Annotated in this window: 15 protein-coding genes; 6 read left to right on the forward strand and 9 right to left on the reverse strand. The window is 34.0% G+C overall.

Going from position 1 to position 16,356, the window contains the following annotated elements:
- Positions 1-20: 20 nt before the first annotated feature.
- From deoC to J3D55_RS20300, 5 genes are all read right to left on the reverse strand, one after another.
- Entirely contained in the window at positions 21-767 is a 747-nt protein-coding gene (deoC, locus tag J3D55_RS20280; RefSeq protein ID WP_259135180.1) for a deoxyribose-phosphate aldolase, read from the reverse strand.
- 3 nt (positions 768-770) lie between these two features.
- Positions 771-1,241: an Lrp/AsnC ligand binding domain-containing protein gene (locus J3D55_RS20285; RefSeq protein WP_259133977.1), complete on the reverse strand. Its 471-nt coding sequence runs from the start codon at positions 1,239-1,241 to the stop codon at positions 771-773.
- Between the two features lie 38 nt (positions 1,242-1,279).
- Complete coding sequence (locus J3D55_RS20290; RefSeq protein ID WP_259133979.1) at positions 1,280-2,215, reverse strand: endonuclease/exonuclease/phosphatase family protein; 936 nt, start codon at positions 2,213-2,215, stop codon at positions 1,280-1,282.
- A 320-nt stretch (positions 2,216-2,535) separates the two neighbouring features.
- Positions 2,536-3,210, reverse strand: a complete 675-nt coding sequence (gene trmD / locus J3D55_RS20295) for a tRNA (guanosine(37)-N1)-methyltransferase TrmD (RefSeq protein ID WP_259133981.1) — start codon at positions 3,208-3,210, stop codon at positions 2,536-2,538.
- On the reverse strand, positions 3,207-4,466 hold the full coding sequence (locus J3D55_RS20300; RefSeq protein ID WP_259133982.1) for an NAD(P)/FAD-dependent oxidoreductase: 1,260 nt from the start codon (positions 4,464-4,466) through the stop codon (positions 3,207-3,209). Before J3D55_RS20300 ends, trmD begins: the two co-directional genes overlap by 4 nt.
- Positions 4,467-4,542: 76 nt before the next feature.
- Here J3D55_RS20300 and J3D55_RS20305 point away from each other — a divergent pair, with 76 nt between their 5' ends.
- Positions 4,543-5,394: a glycoside hydrolase family 25 protein gene (locus tag J3D55_RS20305; protein ID WP_259133984.1), complete on the forward strand. Its 852-nt coding sequence runs from the start codon at positions 4,543-4,545 to the stop codon at positions 5,392-5,394.
- 479 nt (positions 5,395-5,873) lie between these two features.
- Here J3D55_RS20305 and J3D55_RS20310 read toward each other — a convergent pair whose 3' ends face one another.
- Together J3D55_RS20310 and J3D55_RS20315 are read right to left on the reverse strand one after the other, a co-directional pair.
- Positions 5,874-6,917 carry an 8-amino-7-oxononanoate synthase gene (locus tag J3D55_RS20310; RefSeq protein WP_259133986.1) on the reverse strand — a complete coding sequence of 348 codons (1,044 nt, stop codon included), beginning with the start codon at positions 6,915-6,917 and terminating at the stop codon, positions 5,874-5,876.
- A 47-nt stretch (positions 6,918-6,964) separates the two neighbouring features.
- Complete coding sequence (locus J3D55_RS20315; RefSeq protein ID WP_259133988.1) at positions 6,965-7,480, reverse strand: DUF1761 domain-containing protein; 516 nt, start codon at positions 7,478-7,480, stop codon at positions 6,965-6,967.
- A 277-nt stretch (positions 7,481-7,757) separates the two neighbouring features.
- Between J3D55_RS20315 and J3D55_RS20320 the strand changes: the two genes are divergently transcribed.
- The gene (locus tag J3D55_RS20320; protein WP_259133996.1) at positions 7,758-9,644 is read left to right on the forward strand and encodes an ABC-F family ATP-binding cassette domain-containing protein; all 1,887 of its coding nucleotides are present in this window, start codon (positions 7,758-7,760) and stop codon (positions 9,642-9,644) included.
- A 93-nt stretch (positions 9,645-9,737) separates the two neighbouring features.
- Here the strand turns inward: J3D55_RS20320 and J3D55_RS20325 are convergent, their stop codons facing one another.
- The gene (locus J3D55_RS20325; protein WP_259133998.1) at positions 9,738-10,793 is read right to left on the reverse strand and encodes a Gfo/Idh/MocA family oxidoreductase; all 1,056 of its coding nucleotides are present in this window, start codon (positions 10,791-10,793) and stop codon (positions 9,738-9,740) included.
- Positions 10,794-10,980: 187 nt separating this feature from the next.
- Here J3D55_RS20325 and J3D55_RS20330 point away from each other — a divergent pair, with 187 nt between their 5' ends.
- The 3 genes from J3D55_RS20330 (at position 10,981) to J3D55_RS20340 (ending at position 14,607) form a co-directional block, all read left to right on the forward strand.
- Positions 10,981-13,242: a TonB-dependent siderophore receptor gene (locus tag J3D55_RS20330; protein WP_259134000.1), complete on the forward strand. Its 2,262-nt coding sequence runs from the start codon at positions 10,981-10,983 to the stop codon at positions 13,240-13,242.
- Positions 13,243-13,340: 98 nt separating this feature from the next.
- Positions 13,341-13,856, forward strand: coding sequence for a hypothetical protein (locus tag J3D55_RS20335; protein ID WP_259134003.1), 516 nt, complete (start codon positions 13,341-13,343; stop codon positions 13,854-13,856).
- 160 nt (positions 13,857-14,016) lie between these two features.
- Positions 14,017-14,607: a hypothetical protein gene (locus J3D55_RS20340; protein ID WP_259134005.1), complete on the forward strand. Its 591-nt coding sequence runs from the start codon at positions 14,017-14,019 to the stop codon at positions 14,605-14,607.
- Between the two features lie 106 nt (positions 14,608-14,713).
- Here J3D55_RS20340 and J3D55_RS20345 read toward each other — a convergent pair whose 3' ends face one another.
- On the reverse strand, positions 14,714-15,349 hold the full coding sequence (locus tag J3D55_RS20345) for a peroxiredoxin (RefSeq protein ID WP_259134007.1): 636 nt from the start codon (positions 15,347-15,349) through the stop codon (positions 14,714-14,716).
- Positions 15,350-15,448: 99 nt separating this feature from the next.
- Between J3D55_RS20345 and J3D55_RS20350 the strand changes: the two genes are divergently transcribed.
- Positions 15,449-16,333: a mechanosensitive ion channel family protein gene (locus J3D55_RS20350; protein ID WP_259134009.1), complete on the forward strand. Its 885-nt coding sequence runs from the start codon at positions 15,449-15,451 to the stop codon at positions 16,331-16,333.
- Positions 16,334-16,356 lie beyond the last annotated feature (23 nt).

A 16,356-nucleotide genomic window follows, 5' to 3' on the forward strand; every position in this document is an offset into this window, starting at 1 on the left:
TTTAAAATTAATTAATTTTATTAATATCCTTCCGAGGCAGACTGATTTTTAATTAATCCTAATGCTGAAGAAGTTCCGATTCTCTTTACTCCCAAACTAATCATTTTTTCGGCATCTTCCGGAGTTCTTACTCCTCCTGCAGCTTTTACGGGAAGCTTCCCTGCATTATCAAGCATTATTTTTATTCCTTCAAATGTGGCTCCATTAGGTTTTCCACCCGTGGTTTCATAAAAACCTGTTGAAGATTTCACGAAAATATTTGAGAGATCATTTTCAGAGAAATTCTCTTCTGCCCAATTGGAAATATTTTTAGTAAGATCAGCGATTTGTTCGTCTGTTAAAGCGGCAATTTCGATAATCCATTTTGCAATTTTATGATGTTGTAAACATAGCTGTGTACATTTTACAAACTCTTCTTTTACGACGTTTAAATCTCCTTTTAAATAAGAATTATAGTTAATAACGAAATCCAATTCATCTGCTCCGTCGGCAATTGCTTTTGTGGCTTCCGTCAATTTTTCATCAACAGAATAAGTTCCTTCATGAAAACCAATCACAGTTCCTACCACCACATTCGAATTCTTTTCCTGAATATACTTTTTGATCTCAGACACATAATCCGGACGAATCATCACAGCAAAAATACCGTTATCGATCGCTTCCTGAGTAAGTTCTATATCTTTCTGTAAAGTTTCTTCATTTGAAAGCCCCGACTGAGCAGGTGTTTTCAAATATGTAGAATCCAAATATTGAGCAATATTCATAATCTGTTATACTTTCAATTGTCTGTAAATACCTTGTTCCAAAGATATAAAAGTTTCTGTTCTTGTTACCCCTTTTAGTTTCTGAAGTTTGCTAAGAATCTGCATCAGATGGTCGTTATCTTTACAAAGAACTTTAAGGAAAATCGTATAATTACCCGTTGTATAGTGAGCTTCCACTACTTCGTTAACGTCTTTTAAAGATTTTACCATATCCGGATAATGGCTTGGCTGATCCAAAAATACGCCAATATAAGAAATGACTTTATATCCTATTTTTTTAGGATTAAGAAACGAAATTGAATTCTCAATTACTCCCGCCTGTTCAAGTTTTTTTATTCTCTGGTGAACTGCTGTTGTCGAAATACCAACATTTTTCGATATGTGTGCTAATGATGATTTAGCATTATCCATCAACATGTAAATAATTTCCTTGTCGATAGAATCTAGCTGGTAACTTGTGTTGTTTGAATTTTTCATTCTCTAATTTTTTTTTATTATTTATGTTTTTGCGTTTTTTACCAATCTCTGAATCTTACAAAAACAGGAAAATGATCACTGTAGCCTCCTAAATAACGAGTACCTGCATATGTTCGGAAGGGGCGACCTTCAAAGTTCCTGTCTCGACTGCTCAGCTTTTCAGAATTGAATATTTCTGCATTCTGAAATAAAAGACCATTATTATCATTGAAAAAAGAGTTTGATAATATAATCTGGTCAAACAGCAATCCGGATGCATAATGAAAAGTAGAATAATTTCTTGTAGAAAACAACTGCTGAAAAGGGTTATCCAACACCTTTACGTTTGTATCGTCGTAGAGAATTTTTACTAAATTTTCATCATCTGGGTTTTCGTTAAAATCACCACACAGAATCACATTTCCTTTATCTTCATTTACAATATTCAAAATCCGTCCCCGAATTTCGTTAAGTATAAAGTCTCTTTTAGGTTTGTTAATATCTTTCTCGCGCTTAGAGGGAAGATGGGCGATAAAAACATTAATAACCTGTTCTTTATATTTTACTTTTGAATAAAGTACATCCCTAGTTGTGTCGTAATATCCTGTGTTTTTGTTTATAATTTCAAAGAAGAATGTAATAGTTTCTGAGTCTATTATCTCCACTTTATTTTTATCATATAATAATGCAACATCTACTTTTCTTTCATCCATAGAATTGTAATGCACAATCCCATATTCCGAATTAAAAGGCTCCAATTGCACAAGATCTTCTAAAACTTTCCTTCCGGAAACCTCAGAAAGACCGATCATGAAAGGCAAAACGCCATTCTCTTCCTTCATCAACTGAAAAACATACGCTAATTTAAAGAGCTTATCCCTATATTTTCTTTCATCCCAATTTCTCAATCCCGACTTAGTGGGGTCTAATTTATGGTTTGGTTTGGGATCAGGCAGAAATAAATTTTCAACGTTGTAAAAACTGAACAGCTCCATCAACACACTTTTCTAAATTCGTTACAATTCACAATTTTGATTGTAAACTGTAAATTTATTATTTTATTTAATATATCATTAATTATTTTGTGAAATTTTAACATTGATTTGTTCTCAAAATTGACAAATCAAATAAAAATTTCAACCATAGTAAGGTTTTTTACTACTGAAATAAAGACAAATTATTAGAGAAAATTATTTTGAATAGAACAAAAATTACTATTAAAAAACAATTTATAATACTTTAACTATAAACTAATTTACGAAATTAACCCTTCAAAAACAAAGTTTAAATGTTAAATTAAAAAATTAAGCTACATTTATTCCAACAAATCAGGACGTTTTTCCTGGGTAATTCTCACCGCTTCATCGTGACGCCACTCTTCAATTTTACCGAAATTTCCGCTTAAAAGGATTTTTGGAACCTCCAATCCTTTGTAAACTTCCGGTCTTGTATAAATCGGCGGCGACAACAAATCATCCTGAAAACTGTCTGTCAAAGCACTTTGTTCATCATTCAAAACTCCCGGAAGCAAACGGATAATAGAGTCCGCAAGAACACATGCTGCCAATTCTCCACCCGTAAGAACGTAGTCTCCGATAGAGATCTCTTTTGTAATGTGAAGATCTCTCACACGCTGATCAATCCCTTTGTAATGACCGCACAAAAAGATCAGATTATTTTTAATAGAAAGTGTATTTGCTATTTTTTGGTTTAAAGTTTCACCATCCGGCGTCAGATAAATTACCTCATCGTATTCTCTTTGAGATTTCAGCTCAGAAATACATTTATCCAAAGGCTCGATCATCATCACCATTCCTGCTCCGCCACCGTAAGGCTCATCATCAATTTGACGGTGTTTATTAATCGACCAATCTCTTAACTGGTGAAAATGTACTTCTGCCAATCCTTTATCCATCGCTCTTTTCAGAATAGAAGTCTGAAATGGGCTTTCCATCAATTCTGGAAGTACGCTTATAATATCAATTCTCATTGTAATGTTTCGTTTTTCTTATTTGGCGAAATTATTAGTCTTAAAGAAGAATCTTTGTTAAAATAACTCCACATCCAGTTGAAGAATACAGCAATTTTATTTCTTACACTCAAAATCAACATTAAGTGTAAAAACATCCAAAAATACCAAGCCAAAAATCCTTGGAATTTTATAAATGGTAAATCTACAACTGCTCTGTGTTTTCCTATGGTTGCTAATGATCCTTTGTCGTCATATTCATATTCAACCCAATCATTAGCCTTCTTTAAAAGATTTTTTCCTAAATTTTTCGCCTGATTAATCGCTACGTTCGCAACTTGCGGATGACCTTGTGGATATTTTGGAGTTTCCATATACGCAATGTCGCCGATCGCAAAAATATTGTCGTAGCCTTTTATTTTATTATATCTGTCTGTTATATATCTGTTTTTCAACAACTTTTCTTCAGGGAAACCATCTACCACATTTCCTGTAACTCCGGCTGCCCAAATTACACTATTAGAAGGAATTGTTTTTCCGCTTTTCATGTACACTTTGTCACCATCATAATCTGTAACATATTCCTGACTTAAAAAATTTACGCCTAAATCTTTTAAATATTCTTCAGATTTTTCCTGAGCTTCCGGACTCATCACCGCCAAAGGTTTTTCCGTAGAACTCACCAAAATAATCTGAAGATGATCAAAATTCATGTAAGGATAATCTCTCGGAAGAATTTCTTTTTTCATCTCTGCGAAAGCTCCGGCTAATTCTACTCCGGTTGGTCCGCTTCCTACGATCACGATGTTCCAGTTTCCGTCATCGCTACGGCTTTTCTCAAGAATCAGTTTTTCAAAAGTCATTAAAATATGATTTCTGATCCCTATTGCTTCCTGAGTATTTTTCATTCCGAAAGCTTTACCTGCAAGATCTTTATTTCCGAAAAAATTGGTTTTACAGCCTGTCGCAATGATCAATTTATCATACGTAAATTCTGCTTCATCGGTAACGACTTTATTATTTACCGTATCAATTTCTTTAACTTCCGTCAAACGAAATTGCGTATTTCTGGAACGCTGAAAAATTTTTCTGAACGGGAAGGAAATATTGGAAGGCTCAATCCTTCCGCACGCAACTTGATAAAAAAGAGGTTGAAACATGTGGTGATTTACCCTATCTAAAACAATTACTTTTTTGTTCTTGTTATTTAGCGTTTTTGCAAGTTGCAGCCCCGCAAAACCTCCTCCAATAATGATGATCTTTTCGCGTGTTTCCATAGTACACAAATTTACTGATTTTATTTAGCATTTAGAAGTGAAAAAAGTTAGTTTTGCAAAACTTTATCACACAAAGATGTACAGCAAAAAGACCGCCAAAAAGATCCATAAAAACCGTCGGAAGCATTATTTTTTCCGCCGAAAAGTAGTGTTGGCAATTTTGATTATTGCATTAATCGGAACGGGTCTATATTTAAAGCAATCAATAAGTTACTATTATGCGCTGTACTTTAATAAATTCTCACATAAAAAGCTGCACAATAACGAAACTGAAACGTTGAGAATACAGAAAATTCTTTCTAATAATCTTGATAAAACGTACGGATTTGATATTTCTCATTATCAAAATAAAGAAGATATTAAATGGGACAGTTTAACGATTGGAAACAAAACAATTCCGCTTGAATTTGTGGTCATGCGCGCAACAATGGGAAACCGAAATGCCGATAAACATTTTTCTGATTTTTGGGAACAGGCGAAGAAACAAAACCTGATTCGCGGAGCTTATCATTTTTACAGAGCCGATGAAGATCCTGTAATTCAGGCGAATAATTTTCTGGAAAATGTAAAACTGGAAAGTGGAGATCTTCCGCCGATTTTAGATATTGAAAAAATACCGAAACGCAAGACCAATAAAAAACTGCTTGAAGATCTAAAAGTCTGGTGCAAGATTGTGGAGGAAACTTATGGTGAAAAGCCAATTATTTACACATACTATCATTATTATAAAGATTTTTTAAAGGGTGAATTTGATGATTATCCGCTTTGGTTAGCCAATTACAATGATGTTCCTACTCCATCGCCCGATTCTGACTGGGATTTTTGGCAGTTCACGGAAAACGGAATTGTACATGGAATCAATACAAAAGTAGATTTGGATATTTATAATGGGAGTTCTTGGTCTTTGAAGAGATTGACTTTGGATTGATTTTTTATTTTCCCACGGATTTCACAGATTTGCACGGATGTTTGTGTTTATTTGTGGAAATATTTCTGCAGTTTGTATTAAATTCTCTCGCGGATTTTGCTGATTACGCAGATGATTGTGTTTTAAAATATTGTGTTAATCTTTATGTTTAAATTTAAACGCAAAGGTTTATTTTTTACTTTCGATTTTTAGAATTGCAAAGGCAAATAAATTTGCTGCGCGAAGCTTGAACATTAGCTTCTTCAAATCAACTTGTTGATTCTTCTTTGCTCCCTTAAGTTCAAAATTCATAAAATAAAAACTTTGCGTTTAAAAAATGTCTCGCAGATTACGCAGATTTTCATTTGTGATTATTAGTGAAAAATATTTGTGTAATTTGTGTTTAAAACAACTATTTAAAAGGCTTTCTTTGAATCCACTCAGTTTTTGGGGAAAGTGACGGGAAAATATTTTTCATAAAAGGATTAATGATAAAGTTATTATGTTTCATCAATCCGAAAATTTCGGTGGGTTTCTGCACCGATGGTGGATTTTATTTCCAGAGCTGTTCTTCCGAAAATAATTCTTTTAAATTGATGATTAATTCCAAATTCTACCATGTCCAGAAGCATGTTTAAATAAATCTGCTTTTCTTTTTGACATTCTTTATTGTAACCTAAAAAATAGGTATCAATATCTTCATTATTTAAAATCAGAGTGTAAAAACCAATTAATTTTTCATCTAGAAAATATCCAAAAATTTTAAATTGATCCTTCAGATTTTCTTTCATGCTTTCAAAATGATCTTCTGTAAGAAAAAATGTATTGAAAGGTGCATTTTCAGCTACATTTTGGTAGAGAAAATTCATTTCAGGCTGATATTTTTTTATGGCATTTAAATCCAATTCCTGTTTCTCGATCCCTTCCAGTTTCTTTTTTGCAGATTTGGCTCTGGCTCTGTACTTTTTCGAGAAATCGTTGCTGTAATCTTCAAAAGCTTTCCAGTTTTCCTTCAAATTCAACATCATATTCGGCTGAACAGAAAACCTGAAATACGCTTCGTGATTTTCCCCTTGAAAATATTTCACAAAATTCGATTGATAATCTTTATAAATAATTAAAGACGTTTTTCTTATTTCATTCTGCATTTTACAAACAGCTTCGTCCAACAATGGAATTACCTGTTCTAAAGTGATTTTTGAGCCATCAAAATAAAAACCATTTTGTCCCGTCAACATATTATTTCCGAGAATCATCACATCTTTACTCAATTGTTTTGCTGCAAAATTTCTGATGCTGCAAAAAACCTCATTTTTCTGAAAAGTTTTATGCTGAATAAAATCCAAATATTGAAACAAAGCTCCGCCAATCAATTCGTTACCCTCAAAAAATCCCATAAAATAACATTGCATATTTTTGGGTTTCGAAGTTTCAAGGACATGAAAATACTCCTTGGAAAGCATAATATTATGATCTCCAATGACGGTATTCCAGTTTTCGGGTAAAGCGGAAACAGTGTTGTATATTGTTAAATTATATGACATAAAAAAGGCCACACAAATGTAGCCTTATCTTTTTAAACTGTTAAAAATTATTTTTGTGTCACCCAATGGAAACCGTCAACAGCGTACCAACCGCAGATAATTCCACCCATGATGGTAATACAGATCGTCCAATACGCAGAGTTGATTATTGTATATTTCCACGATTTTCTTTCAAACATGGCATTAATTGCGATCATCGGAAAAACGAATAAAAACCCTGCCATAAAAGAATGGAGCGCACCGTGACCAAATGATCGGTAAGCCATCCCGTAATCCTTCATAAAAGCGTGATAAGAATCGTTCGCATTCATTTCGTCACCACCTACCATACTGAGAGCTCCGAACTGATGTATCGTGACATATTGCAGAAAAAGAGCCATTAAGCCCGATAAAATTACAGAGAAAACGAAAACTCCAATCATGGAACCCTGCATTTTTTCTTCAGTTAATCCTACTTCCTGCATCCAGGCTTTTCCGAAAACTTTCGGATGATACCAGATAAATCCCATAATTAATGGAACAAGTGCGGCTACGAAAATAGCCCAAAAGTTGATTTGTGTCATAGTTCTAATTTTAAAATAATCTATTATAAAGCTACATTAAAAATCAATACAAAATACATTTAAATCAAACAATTGTTAGTTTTAGTTCAAAAACAACAAACAAAATACTATTTACAGAATAATAATTTAATTATCATAAGTTTTAGTTATACATTTCAATTTATCATTTCATTAAAAAAAGGTTTTTTTCACTATTACAATAGGGCAATTTTTTCTTGTTACATTTTCGTACTTTTGCGGCTCAATTTAAGTTTCAAAATATAACTATCAAACTCTAATGAATTACGTTTCTGTTGAAAACCTTACAAAATCATACGGTATCAAAGTTTTGTTCGAAAATATTTCGTTCCATGTGAACGAAGGTGACAAAATTGCCATCGTTGCCAAAAATGGAAGCGGAAAATCTACCCTTCTGAAAATCCTGATGGGAAAAGAAATTGCAGACAGTGGAACTGTGAGTATTAATAAAGATATTCAGGTTGTTCTGTTTGATCAGGAAATTGAGTTTGATTCTCATCTTACCATTGACGAGTTTATGATGACGCTTGCTTCTGCACCGATTCAGGCCTTGAAAAATTATCATAAATCGCTCCTTTCCACAGATTATGATTTCATTGAAAAAGCTTTAGCTGAAATGGAAATTCATAAAGCTTGGGATCTTGAAAATGACATGAAGCAGATTCTATCTCAGCTGAAAATAACGGATCTGGAAGCCAAAATGGGAACTCTTTCGGGAGGACAGATCAAACGTGTTGCTTTGGCGAAATTATTGACGGAAACCAGAGCAGAGCACAGACACACGCTTCTTATCATGGATGAGCCGACCAACCACCTTGATGTGGAAATGGTAGAATGGCTGGAAAGCTATCTAAGTAAAGCAAAAATCACGTTAATACTTGTAACCCACGACAGATATTTTCTGGATGCAGTTTGCGGAATTATCTGGGAAATGGAAGATAAAAATCTGTATTTCCACAATGGTTCTTATGCGACGTATCTTGAAAATAAAATGATTCGTGAGGATAATATGAACGCAACCATCGATAAAGCCAACAATCTTTACAGAAAAGAGCTGGAATGGATGCGAAGACAACCAAAAGCGAGAACTACAAAGTCTAAATCGAGACAAGACGATTTCTACGAAACTGAAAAAGTAGCTAAAACCGACACCAGAAAAGAATCTCTGGAACTGGATTTTGAAATGAAAAGACTTGGAAATAAAATTCTGGAACTGAGAGATATTTCTAAAAGTTATGGCGATAAATTATTATTAAAAGATTTCAGCTATCAGTTTCAAAGAGGTGAAAAAGTAGGAATTGTAGGGAAAAATGGAGCAGGAAAATCTACTTTATTAAATATTATTCAAGGGCTTGAGCCAAGAGATTCCGGAGAAATTGAAACCGGAGAAACCATCAAATTCGGATATTTTTCTCAAAAAGGACTTAAATATAAAGAAGACGAACGAGTAATTGATTTCATCAAAGAAATTTCTGAAAACTTTCCTTTAGCCAACGGAAGAACGATTTCTGCATCGCAGTTTTTAAGATTATTCTTATTTGACGATCAAACGCAATATTCGCCGATTTCTAAACTTTCGGGTGGTGAAAAAAGAAGACTGCATTTGATGTATATCTTGTATCAGAATCCTAACTTTTTGATATTTGATGAACCTACGAATGATCTTGATCTTCCGACTTTAACGGTATTGGAAAATTTCCTGTTGAATTTCCAGGGAAGTTTGATTATCGTTTCTCACGACAGGTATTTTATGGACAGAATTGTTGACCATATTTTAGCGTTTGAAGGAGAAGGAAAAATCAGAGATTTTATCGGGAATTTCTCAGAATACAGAGAAAATTTAAAAATAGAAGAAAAAAATCCGAAAGCTGTAGTTGAGAAAAAAGTGGAGACGCGTGTTTCTGTTCCTACTCCAGTTTTAACACCATCAGCTCCGAAAAAAAAGCTGTCTTTTAAAGAACAAAGAGAGCTTGAAACCATTGATAAAGAAATTCCTCAGTTGGAAGAACAACGCGCAAAAATTCTTGAGCAGCTTAATAATGAAACTGAATATGAGAAAATTGCAAAACTTTCTGCTGAATTAGAAGCACTTTCTGAGAAGTTGGAAAACCACGAAATGAGATGGCTGGAACTTCAGGAAATGTAAATGAGTAATAGTGTTTTAGGGTTGGAGTGTTTTTGAGTGCGAATATAACACTCAAACGTTCTTACCCTAAAACTCTCTCACTCTAAAACCCTCTTACAATTCAACCACTCTTCCTTCTTTGGAGCTTTGCATTGCTGATTCGATGATTTTCATGTTCTTGATAACCTCTTCTGCAGGTGAAGGCAGCGCATATCCGAAAACGATGAATTCATAAATCTGCTGATAATAATTCATATAATTTCCGGGTTCGCTTGATGTAAGAACTCTTTCAGTTTCTTTATTTTCATTTAAATAATTCAGAATTCCATCATCGTCTTTTAAAGGCTGTGTCCAATCTTCACCATATGTCGGAATTATTCCTGCAACCAATTCATTTTCCTGATTATCGCTTCTTTCCTGCAAAAAGCTTCCTTTTTCTCCGTGAACTGCATAAGCGTAATGTGCTTCTTTGGTAAAAACAGAAGACTTTAATCTTACTCTTACATCATTTTTATAATAAAGAAGAATTTCAAAATAATCATTGGCAAATTCTTTTCCTTTCATTGAAAAAACATCAGCAAAAAGCTTTTCTGGATAACCGAAATATTGCACCGCCTGATCTACCAAATGCGATCCCAAATCGTGAAGTGAGCCAGAACCTGTAGCTTCAGGATTTTCTTTATGCGCTTTCCCGCTTGGCTCGGTACGGAATCTGTCGAAACGGATTTCAACTTCCTTAATAGCTCCTAATTTCCCTTCACTCATCACTTTCTGAACCTGCAGATAATCGCGATCGAATCTCCTGTTTTGATAAACACTCACAAACAATCCTTTTTCTTCGGCAAGTCTTGCCAATTCTTCTGCTTCGAAAACATTTACTGTAAAAGGTTTTTCAACAACTACATTTTTTCCGGCTTCCAGAGCCATTTTTGTATATTCAAAATGAGTCTGAACAGGCGTATTTACTACAACCAATTCAATATCTGCATTTTCCAGCATCTCTTCTACCGAACGATAAATGGTAGCATCGGGATATTTTTCTTTTGAATCTTCCTTACTTCTTTCTACCACCGCCGACATGAAAAATCCGGGATGTTCCTTTAAAAACGGAGCATGGAAAACTTTCCCGCTCATTCCAAATGCGCAAAGTCCTACTTTTACCAATTGCATAATTAAATTTTTAAACAAATATATTCATAAAATGCTGTATTGAGTTATCCCTTGTTTACGATCAATACGGTTTTCACTTAAAAAAATGATAAATGTCACCATAATTATTTTTAATAATTCTAAATAAAACCAAACTATTACTTACTTTTGCGACTTATTTAAAACCACTCTAAATAATAAACTGAAAATGAAAAAGCAGCTAGTAACCTTAGGATTATTATTCACCGCCGTGTCCTTAAGTGCACAATTGAAAAACGTGGAAGCTGACACTGTCAGAATTCAAAGCATTGAAGACGTTAACCTTTACAAAACAGGAAATCCAAACAAAGCTACATCATTGACGACGAAGTCTAATCTTACCGTCATGGAAACTCCACAGCCGATTGCGATCGTTACTCATGAAATTATCGAGCAGCAACAGGCAAAACAGTTGAGTGATGTTCTTCAAAACGTAAATGGTATTTATCTAACATCTTCAAGAGGAAATTCTCAGGACAGCTTTGGTGGGCGTGGTTTCATCTTAGGAAATGATAATATTTTCAAAAATGGATCCAGAATCAACAGTGGAGTTTTCCCTGAAGTGAGCGGTTTAGAAAGAGTTGAAGTTTTAAAGGGAGCTAATGCAATGTTGTATGGAAATACTGCTGCAGGTGGTGTTATCAACATGATTACAAAAAAACCCAAATTCAATTTTGGAGGAAGTGTAGGGATGAGCGCCGGAAGCTGGAATTCTTACAAACCAACCGTTGACGTTTATGGACCTTTATCTAAAAATATCGCATTCCGACTAAACGGAACGTATGAATATGCTGAAAGTTTCAGAGATGTGGTACAATCTAAAAAATATTATTTTAATCCTTCATTTTTATTTAATTTAAGTCCAAAATCTCAATTAATTGTAGAAGCGGATTATCTTAAAAATGATTTTACGCCGGACTTCGGAATCGGATCAATCGAAAACAAAGATAAAAGCTATTCTTTAAATACAGGGTTAGGAAGAAATGCGTTTTTAGGAACAGACTGGCAATATCAAAATATAGAACAAGTTTCAACTAATGTAACTTTCAATCATCAATTTACCGAAAAATGGTCTTTGAATGCTACTGCTTCTTACCAAAACTACACTAAAGATTATTTTTCTTCAGAAAGAGTTCAATGGGGATACAGTACACCTAGTACTACCCTACTTTCATGGAACAGACCATTAAATAGGACTTATAATGAACAAAACTATACTTCTGCACAGGTAAACCTTAATGGTGAATTCAATACAGGAAAAATAAATCATAAAGTATTGATCGGAGCTGATGCAGATTATGGTGTTGCGGATTCTTACACATATTACAATCCTACCAATAATAAAGCCTACGGTACAAACTATTTTTTTGGAACTAATGGAGGTTCAGACCTTCTTTACTTGGATAATCCTTCAACTTGGGCAAGTGGAGCTATGCCAGATTCTGAAAAGTTGGAAAAAACACGTGTCAATACGAGAAGAATTGGGGTATATGCTCAAGATTTTGTAAGCCTGACAAAAGAATTTAAGGTGATCGCAGGATTACGTTGGTCATACATTGAAAATATGCCAACTCTGAACACTAAATTCAGAACAGGTTTAAAAACAGAAGTAAACAATTCAACTACTTCAGATCAGGCAATTTCTCCAAAAGTAGGTTTGGTTTATATTCCGAATGAAAATCTATCAGTATTTGCAACATATACTAATTCTTTCTCTGCAAATACCGGATTGGATGCATTTACATTACAATCATTGAAGCCATCATTAGTAGACCAGTATGAAGTCGGAGCTAAGAAAAACTTCTGGAATAATACAGTTGCCATCAACCTTTCTCTTTATCAGATTTCTTACAGAGATTATTACCAAGCCTATATAGATCCTGCCACTAATTCAGCTTCTACAGATCCAAGAAATCTAAAAGAATTTGTAGGGAAAATGAGAAGTCGTGGTGTAGAATTAGACATTACCGGAAATCCAACTTCTAATCTTTCAATTATCGGAGGAGTTTCTTACAACAATTCAGTTTATTTAGATACTCCTGAAAAAGTAGGTTATATTGAAAACCAAAGATTAGTAAGAACACCTGCTACAACAGCTAATTTATCTATATTCTACACATTCACTCAAGGAATTAAAGGATTAAGAGTCGGAGCCGGAGCTTATTATATCGGAGACAGATTAGCTGGGTGGAATGATACAAAAATGGGAAGCAGCACAAGTTTAGCGGCTAGAAATGGTGTTAGCAGAACTTTTGAATTAAAAGATTACACCACAGTCTCATTATCCGCAGGCTACGAATGGAAAAAATTTATGATCCAGGCAAAAGTAGGAAACCTGTTTGATGTAGTTAATTACAATGTTCACGAAAATTATTCTGTTAATCCTATTACGCCAAGAAATTACTATTTCACTTTGACGTATAAGCTTTAACTTTTTAATAGGTATTAATAATTTCTTCATTTAAATAAAGTGGGAATTGCGATTGCGCAGTTTCCACTTTTGAACTTTAAAAACAAAAACGATAAGATATGGATAAGATCAAGGACACGAGAAGTTTCATGAGAATCACGCACCGTTATCTGGGATATTTCCTTGCAGGAATTATGGCTGTTTATGCAGTAAGCGGTGTTTTATTGGTTTACAGAGATACCGACTTGCTGAAAAACGAGAAAAAAATCGACAAAGTAATTGCGAAAAATCTTTCTGAAAAAGAGCTAGGAAAGGAATTAAAAATGAAAAACCTTGAGGTAGAAAAAACAGAAGGAACGGTTTTGAAATTCAAGCAGGGAACTTATGATTCGGCGACGGGACAGGCAAAATATTCTAAAAAAGAACTGCCTTTTGTTCTAGATAAAATGGTAAAACTTCACAAAGCACAATCGAAAGATACACTTTCCCCTTTAAACACTTTCTTTGGTATCTCATTATTTTTCTTTGTGATCTCGAGTTTCTGGATGTTCAATCCTAAAACAAAAGTTTTCAAACGCGGAATGATTTCCACTATTGTAGGGCTTATTGTTGCTATTATTTTGTTAGTGATCTAATTGCTATCATACTTTTAACTTTAATATTAAAATTAGTTAATATTTATATCTCTGAACAAACAAGACTTAGACAAAATTCACTAAACATTGAGTAGTATGGCACATTTATTGTTTTTTCTGAATTCACAAATAGTAAACATTAATATTAAAAGTATAAATTATGAAAAAACTAATTTTGACAGGAATATTAACAGCAGCAGGTTTAGCTACAACGATGAACGCTCAGATACAACAAGGAAACTGGATGGTTGGTAGTAGTCTTTTATCTAGTAAATTTGGCTTAAACACAGACGCAGGTTACAGTATCGCGTTACAGCCTAAAGGAGCTTATTTTATTAAAGATAATGTTGCAGTAGGAGGATATGTAACACTGGGAACCGAAAAAGTAACTAAAGATTCTGGAACAAAATTCACATATGCCGTAGGAGGTTTAGGTCGTTATTACCTTTCTCCTGGAGAAAAAGGGGTTGACAATTTATTGAACCACGGAAGATGGTTTCTGGAAGGAAATGTAGGTATAGGAGGGCAATCTACAAAAGGAGGAACTTCTACAACCGGATTGGATTTTGGAGTAGGACCTGGATATTCTTACTTTATCACGCCTAATATCGGGCTTGAAGGCTTAGTAAAATATGCCGGAGTAACAGGATTTGGTAATGAAGGACTAACTTCAAATATTACTTTTAATGTTGGATTTAGTATTTACCTTCCGACTTCGAAAGCTAAGCAGGTCGCAAACGACATGAAATAAGAATCACTTCACACATTCATATACACTTACAAATGAAATCGCCGCTGAAAATTTTCAGCGGCGATTTTCGTACAAATTAAAACTAAACTATAAAAAATCAAATAAATCATGTATTAGGTTGAGGCGTATATCTCAGATACGGCTTTATTTCTGTCACTCCTTTCGGAAATATTTTTCTTGCATCTTCCGTAGAAATTGTAGGAGGTACGATGACATCTTCTCCATTTTCCCAATTTACAGGAGTTGCTATTTTGTGAGAATCTACCAGTTGTAAAGAATCCAGCACTCTCAAAATTTCATTAAAGTTTCTCCCTGTTGAAGCAGGATAAGTGATAATTAATCTTACTTTTTTATTAGGATCAATAATTAATAAAGAACGAACTGTCGCCGTCAAAGAAGCATTCGGATGAATAAAATCATACAGTTCAGAAATTTTCCTTTCTTTATCTGCAATGATAGGAAACTGCACCTCTGTATTTTGTGTTTCATTAATATCTTTTATCCAGTTTTGATGATCTTCTACTCCATCCACACTCAAAGCAATTACTTTGGTTCCTCTCTTATCAAACTCCGATTTTAGTTTTGAAGTATAGCCCAGTTCTGTCGTACAAACCGGTGTATAATCTGCAGGATGAGAAAATAAAATCCCCCATGAATCTCCTAAGTATTCATAAAAATCAATGTCTCCCGCAGAAGTTTCTGCCTGAAAGTTTGGTGCTGTATCTCCTAGTTTAATTGACATAATATTTTGTTCTTATTAGTCTACAAATTTAATAGACTTTTTGAAACTGGCAAAATTTTTGTTTAGAAATTATAACTTTAACTAAAAAAAACTAAATCCATGCAGAAAAATGGTTTAAACTATATTGATGTCATCTATAGAGTACTGGAAAACTGGTACTTAAGATTTGCAGAACTCACTCCAAAACTAATTATCGGGATACTTGTCTTCTCCTTTTTCCTGATTACCAGTAAATATTTAAGCCAAATTGCTGTAAAACTCTTCCACAAACTATTTCCTAAAAGCAAAAAAGAAAGTTCGTTGGTAACTTTAATCAGTATTTTCAGATTTTTAATTATGATTATGGGAACTTTCATTGCACTGGAAATTATGGGATTCAGTGGTTTTCTATGGAAGTTTATCGGAAGTCTGGGAGTTGCAGGGGTAATTGCCGGAGTTGCTTTGAAAGATCTGGTTTCAAGTATATTTTCAGGAATGTTGATCGGGATTGACAAAGCCTTTAAAATAGGAGATTATATAACCATTGGAAACTATTCCGGAACCGTAATGGAAATTGGATTTTTAACCACAAAAATCATTACCGACGACGGGAAAAAGGCATATATTCCCAATCAGGTTATTTTTAATGCTCCGTTTTACAATATTACCGCTTCACCTCAGCGAAGAATTATTTTAAACTTTGAAATTCCTGCGGATGAAGATATGAATAAAGCTCAAAAAGGAATTTTAGAAGTTATAAAAAGCTTAGAAAACGTCGACAGATTAGATACCGCCGAAGTTATTTTTACAGATCTGAAGCAGGGTGTCTTCAACCTTCAGGCAAAATTCTGGATGAAAGTTGGTGCCAATATGGTTCAGTTAAAAAGTGAAGCGTATTTAAAAATTAAGCAACGTCTCGACGCAGATAAAATTCAATTAGTAACACCAACAAGCATCAGTATTGCAAGCGAAAATGGTTTATTAGAAACCTCTGATAAAATATAAAAGCAGCCATTTATTGACTGCTT

Origin of the sequence: Chryseobacterium ginsenosidimutans (genome assembly GCF_024807225.1) — a bacterium.
Lineage (GTDB): Bacteria > Bacteroidota > Bacteroidia > Flavobacteriales > Weeksellaceae > Chryseobacterium > Chryseobacterium ginsenosidimutans.